The sequence below is a fragment of the uncultured Veillonella sp. genome, from assembly GCF_963522475.1.
In the GTDB taxonomy this organism is placed as follows: Bacteria; Bacillota; Negativicutes; order Veillonellales; family Veillonellaceae; genus Veillonella.
In genome coordinates this window covers 21,098-27,097 of sequence record NZ_CAUQYW010000018.1, presented here as the reverse complement: position 1 = coordinate 27,097, position 6,000 = coordinate 21,098, and the positions used below count along the sequence as shown (strand labels likewise).

The following is a 6,000-nucleotide window of genomic DNA, read 5'->3' as shown; positions in this document are numbered from 1 at the left end:
CCATGTGTTTAGGCTAGTAAATAATATGTGTCCAGGAAAATGGGTACATATCATTTATTCCTATGGGGTTTTTACTTTTGCTCTATATTAGGTATGTCAACTTTTGTCAACTTCTTGTAAGGGGCGTTACGATGTAACAGTCATGTAACATTGATGTAACAGTTATGTAACTATGTTACCAGCATCTATCTTATAATAGATAACCTTAACTTTTATTAACCCTTTTTAGGGTATTCGAAATATTAGGAAATTAAGTTATTGATCTATGATGTGAGAGATAGAAAACTTAGTTTTGTATATATAGTTTTGCTTGTTCTACTGTAGGCAGTTCAATAGACTTCTTTACTATTTCCTTGATTATACGGCTTGTTTTTGTTGGGCTAACGCTTGTTATTTCATCTATATAAGCATCAATGATGTATCTAATATCAGAATAGGGCAGGGCAGTTATATCCTGTAAACGCCCTTTGATATATGACCGCATCAATACAATATTAGCGAATTTAATGCCAGTATCTTCGATTTTAACAAGTTCATCTGATAAATCGTGTTTCTTATTGGTATGTGTTGAAGTTCTTCCGTAGGTTGATATTTTGGCAGTAGGGTTATAATGCTTGATAATTTCTTGTAACTCTAGGTACTGGTTATTAAGTTTCTTATAGCTTGATAATACGGCTCTGATGCGGTAATTTTCACTTGCCTTAGGCGTATTATGATTGATTGTGATATTGTCCGTAAAACGGAAAGTATAAGAGGGAGTTTTAGGCGTTTCTTGTCGCTCTATTTCTCTCTTTAGTGCTTGTTCTTCTCTGTATGCTCTATAGTCGCTTGCGTTCATTAGTACCTGCCTTGTTATTTTATAGTGTTGTATACATAGTGGTTCCATTTTGGATACACTTTGGCTCCATATTGGATACATAATTTTATTCTTGTTATTAAAATCTTGATAGGTGGTATAGTGGTTTATCTTTGGTTGCCGTATGGTTGCCAGTTGGTTGCCATATGGTATACCAGTAGTTGTATAACAGTAGTATCTATTATACTGTTAATTAATATGAATAATACCTTTGTTTGTTCTTTATTATACATTGGCAAGTGTTAATTATCGTTTTAATGATAGATCATTGAGTAGTATTAGATATAAAAAATAGGCGAGCATTATAACTCGCCTTATTTAGTATACTCCCTCTTAATAATCTCCCTCTATATCTCTTTCTTTTTTTTATTCTTCTCTTCTCTTTTCTAATTCTTAATTTTTTTCTTTTTCTTTTTTTACTCTATATCTAAATCTACTCTATTCTATTCTGTTCTTATTCTTATTCTTATTCTGTAACACATTCATTACGTTTCGTAACATTTTGTTACATATCGTAACATATGGAATGAGTAGAGGTAGTGAAGATATAGATAGTTACTAGGATAAAGTGCTTTTTTGTTGCTTGTTGCGTTCCCTTGAATTTCTCATTCTTGTTTTAGCATCATCGACCCCAGTATATGTGTTGAAAGATTTTATATAGATCGTTTCCTTATCATCTATTAGTGTAATTAGATTATACTTTTCTAATACTTCGATTAATTCCGTACATTCTTCTATATCTCTATCTAAATGCAGGCTTATTTCTTCATTTAAACTTATTCCAATACCCTCATAGCATATATAACCATTACATTTTAAAGCTAGAGTAATAAGTTTGATGTATAGTAATATGAACGTATCGCCCTTAGGTAGCTTTGATAGTCGCTTAATGCCAATATCATCAAAGAAATCATGTTTAAACTTCCACCAAAAGTATGCTTGTTTATCATCTTTGGTGAGTTCTTTTTCTTGCGTATCGTCTACTACATTATCATCATATATAGGGGGTAACCCTTTTTCTTTTCGCATTTGATTGTGTATTACTGTAAGATTACATTTTTCACCTGCTTGTATTTGTTGATTGTACTTTTTTTCTGCTTGTTCACGTATAACATCATCTTCACATAATACCGACATATAATCACCTCTATTTGTATTCACTAGAAATAAAATGTATGTTAAGATAGAGGAAAGGTAGTACTATTTGCGTAGATATAGCCTTTCCAGTTGCCTATGATATTAGCCGTATCATGGGCTTTTTTTATTTGTGTAGTCATAATTAGTGTTCCTTTGTTTCCGCCATTTCAAATACACCTCGTTCAAAGGCTTTTAAGGTTACAAGGGCAACTAATTCATATACATCTAGTAGATTGTTATTGTATTTATCAATATATTCTCTACCCATTTCACATAGTTCATATTTAATCTTAGTGCTATCTAATACTGCTTGCATTTGTTCGTTCATGGTATTACTCCTCATTAGCTGGTTCTAAAGAACATTTAATATCGGTAGTTTGTGTACATGTATCTTCGTTGAATGTAGTTTTAAAGGTGATAACCGCATCAAGGTTAAAGTCATTAAGACCGATAACGATTTTATTTTCTGTATTTTGTTTGATTGTAATATCTCTTTTCATTATTCTTTTAGTCCTTTCAAATCTTGCTCTTTAAGATAGTTAGTAAACATTTGTACATCAATTAGTACGAGGTTTCTATTTAGACGAGTAATGCAACTCTTATATTTATCATCAAGTAGTATTTTACTGATAAGCCGTGTTACTGTACTCCGACTAATGCTAAACATGGAAACAATGTCTTTAGGTTGTACTATGATAGGTTCAAAAGTTCCTGCTCGTGGAATGGAAATATCATTGTTCATATAATTTTTACCTTTCTTGAAAAATAAAATTCATTTATTTAGCCTGTATGCTCGTTTTCGTATATGTCTTGATAGATTATACCTAACAAGAATTAAAAGACGATTTAGCGTGAATTAGGCTATGTAAATCAAAATTATTGAAGTGTGATATATGCAGTAATTATCTATATTTGTAGTACTCTTTTATGTGGCTATTACTGAATATCTGTGAGTATCAATGTTAGAATATATTACTAAAGCTGGTGAGGTAATTATATGATTGAAAATAAAATGCCTTAGTAACATATATCATTGTTAGTCATTTCATAGTGCTAATTTAATTTCTTTATAGCATTTACCCTCATTTAATAGGGTTATTGTTTTGTGTTCTAAATGTTCTAGCTTTTGAATTTCTTCCGCCGTCATATCTACTTTATGTGTAACTCTGCCGTTTGATGCGGTTTTTATAAGATGTTTGTTGATATTCATAACGCTTTTTCTTTTGCTTTCATCGTCTTTGTTGATATAAGCAAGGCTATTGAATACCGCATCATGTAGCATCTTTTGTAGATCTTTACTTTCTGTATGGGCTATCATGCCTTTAGTAAAAGCATCTTTTAATATTTTTAGTTGGTTGAATACCCAATCTCTAAATTGTTCAGCTTTTGCGGTATGAGAGATACACCCAATTTCAAATATTCCTCTTTCTGTAAATAATCTAACCTCTTGATATTGTAATTTCGATTTTGTGGTACCCACGCTCTGAGGGGTACCATAATTACGGACTGGAACCTTTGACATAAATGAGTATTTGTTTTCTTTTAGGTATGGTTTGCGTCTTAGCATTTCCTCTATACCTTTCTTGCTCTTATATCCAAAGCCAGTAGCTAATTCATTAATAGTCATAAAAATATCTTTTCGCTTTGTACTGTAAAATGAGAAAATATTTCCGCCGTAGTGTTGTGTTGTAATTAATTCCATATGATCACCTCGATTTAATTAGTTAGGCAAAAAGCTCATCAATAGTTAAAGTCTTTCCTAGTCGTTGCATTAGTATATCTCTAATTTTCAAACATTCTGAATAAGTAAATTCAGTTTTTCCGTTTTCTTTTGAATTATAGTTAGAGTAACTAATGTTGATTTTCTCAGCTAGTTCAGATTGTGTGTAATCTGCCATTTTCCTATAGCCGATAAGGTTCAATCTTTTTTTCATTTTTACACCTCGTTTTGATGAAATAACAATGTAATTGTTCAGCATCATGAACAGTTCTTAACTCTATAATACATACTTTTTTGTGTGTAGTCAATACATTTTGTTCAGTATGATGAACATTTTGTTGATTTTCCACTAAATTATGTGTATTATAAGTGTAGAGGTGATTGTATGATTAAGAGTAATTTGAAGGTTAAACTAGCAGAAAATAATATTAGAATTTCTAAAATCGCTAATGATACAGGAATAAGTAGAACAACGTTGACAGGTTTAACCGAGGGACATACTAAAGGTATTCAATTTGATACCCTTGATAAGATTTGTAGATATTTAAAGATTGAACCTGCAGATTTATTTGTGTATAGTCCTATAGATATAAACCCAGAAATTCAATCGTTAGATCTAACTAATGTTGAACCATATCTTGATAGTGATAGAGAGTGGAATATTGGAAGTGCAGATATATCAACAACTCTATTTTTAAATGTTGAAACTGATAATAAAAAATTTAGTGTGGAATGTACTGGCGTTGGTAAAATTGATGATGATTTAATACGAATAACGCTTACAACTGATGATAATCTTGAAGAAATACAAGATTTAGATAGGATTTATAAGGAATTACCAAGAGAATTACAGGTTCATCTTGAAAATGTCATTGGTGATTTATATGAGGACTATTTGAAAAAGTATGAACATGAAACTGATGTATATATCGCTACTATACCTTTATTTAACCCTGTATCAGTAAAGCTAAATATTATTCCATTCTAATAATTTGCTAGTACCTAAAAGAGGTACTATGTGGATAGAAGAAAGACAAAGTAAAAAGGGTACACGATATAAGTATTGTGAACGCTTTGAATTACCGAATGGCGAGATAAGAAAAGTATCTGTAATTTTTAATACTAATAGTAGTCATGCACGCAAGCAGGCAACAATAGAATTACAACGCAAGTACGAACAGGCGGTAAAAGAGATTGATATAAATAAGGTAGTAACTTATTATGATGTGGCTATGTCATGGCTTGAACATACTGAACCGACTGTAAAACGATCTACACACATAAACCATACAATATATGTAAACAAGATTTTCACATACATTGATAAGGCGTTACCCATTGCCAGCTTAACGGCGGTTACACTAGAAGATGTATTACATAAGGTCTATTATGTAGAAAACCTTTCATACTCTTATACAAGGGCTACATTTACAACGATGAAAGCCATATATAAGCACGCTAAACGGAAGAAATTAATACCTAGCCTTATTGATTTTGAGGATATTGAGATAAAGAAAAAGCCTTTTAGCCATTCAGATATAGCTAAAAAGCAAAATAAATTCCTTGATGCGGTTGAGTTGAAAGAAACACTAATGCAATTATCAAAGATTGATAGCCGTATTAGTTTATTGTTTGAGTTCGTTAGCTTAACAGGTTTACGCATTGGCGAATTGCTGGCGTTACGATATAGCGACTATGACAAAGAAAACGCTACTATAAATATCAATGGTACAATTCAGTATGATTATAAGAATAGTAGCGAGATTAAGAGGGGAACACCTAAAAATATATATTCAGTTCGTAATGTATCCTTATCAGATAGGGCAGTTAGTATTCTTGATAGTATCATGTTAGAGAATAAACGGCGGTCGTTATGGTTCGAGGGGTATATAGATCATGGCTATATATTTACCTCTAGCCGTGGTAATCCTTATGATATTCAATTCTTAAATAGGAGATTGAAAGGCGTACATATTGAGGGTAAACACTTAACTACTCATATCTTTAGACATACACATATAAGTATGTTAGCAGAGTTAGGCGTACCACTTAAAACGATTATGCAACGTGTAGGACATAATGACCCTAATACAACGCTTAGTATTTACACTCATGTTACTAAATCAATGCATGATGATGTGATCAACAAGCTAAACCATAGGCAAGCATAGAGGGGGAATGTGTATAATATAGTCCCCCCCCCTAGGTATCAATTATTTTTTTAGAAAAAGTCATAAGACCGTACTGCTCACCACAATTTACATAATATTCCCTAGTAGGTCATGCA

Annotated in this window: 8 protein-coding genes; 2 read left to right on the top strand and 6 right to left on the bottom strand. The window is 31.8% G+C overall.

Annotated elements, in window-relative coordinates; genetic code table 11:
* Positions 1-286: 286 nt before the first annotated feature.
* The 6 genes from RWP19_RS08760 to RWP19_RS08735 form a co-directional block, all read right to left on the bottom strand.
* Positions 287-838 (bottom strand): hypothetical protein, encoded by a 552-nt coding sequence (locus tag RWP19_RS08760; RefSeq protein WP_314357354.1) that lies wholly within the window; start codon positions 836-838, stop codon positions 287-289.
* A 576-nt stretch (positions 839-1,414) separates the two neighbouring features.
* Entirely contained in the window at positions 1,415-1,993 is a 579-nt protein-coding gene (locus RWP19_RS08755) for a phage replisome organizer N-terminal domain-containing protein (protein WP_314357353.1), read from the bottom strand.
* A 142-nt stretch (positions 1,994-2,135) separates the two neighbouring features.
* Complete coding sequence (locus tag RWP19_RS08750) at positions 2,136-2,321, bottom strand: hypothetical protein (RefSeq protein WP_314357352.1); 186 nt, start codon at positions 2,319-2,321, stop codon at positions 2,136-2,138.
* A 4-nt stretch (positions 2,322-2,325) separates the two neighbouring features.
* Positions 2,326-2,493, bottom strand: coding sequence for a hypothetical protein (locus RWP19_RS08745; RefSeq protein ID WP_314357351.1), 168 nt, complete (start codon positions 2,491-2,493; stop codon positions 2,326-2,328).
* Positions 2,494-3,038: 545 nt separating this feature from the next.
* Positions 3,039-3,695 (bottom strand): BRO family protein, encoded by a 657-nt coding sequence (locus RWP19_RS08740; protein WP_314357350.1) that lies wholly within the window; start codon positions 3,693-3,695, stop codon positions 3,039-3,041.
* Between the two features lie 22 nt (positions 3,696-3,717).
* Positions 3,718-3,927 carry a helix-turn-helix transcriptional regulator gene (locus RWP19_RS08735; RefSeq protein ID WP_314357349.1) on the bottom strand — a complete coding sequence of 70 codons (210 nt, stop codon included), beginning with the start codon at positions 3,925-3,927 and terminating at the stop codon, positions 3,718-3,720.
* 171 nt (positions 3,928-4,098) lie between these two features.
* Here RWP19_RS08735 and RWP19_RS08730 point away from each other — a divergent pair, with 171 nt between their 5' ends.
* Together RWP19_RS08730 and RWP19_RS08725 are read left to right on the top strand one after the other, a co-directional pair.
* Positions 4,099-4,701, top strand: coding sequence for a helix-turn-helix transcriptional regulator (locus RWP19_RS08730; protein ID WP_314357348.1), 603 nt, complete (start codon positions 4,099-4,101; stop codon positions 4,699-4,701).
* Between the two features lie 28 nt (positions 4,702-4,729).
* Positions 4,730-5,884 carry a site-specific integrase gene (locus RWP19_RS08725; protein WP_314357346.1) on the top strand — a complete coding sequence of 385 codons (1,155 nt, stop codon included), beginning with the start codon at positions 4,730-4,732 and terminating at the stop codon, positions 5,882-5,884.
* Positions 5,885-6,000 lie beyond the last annotated feature (116 nt).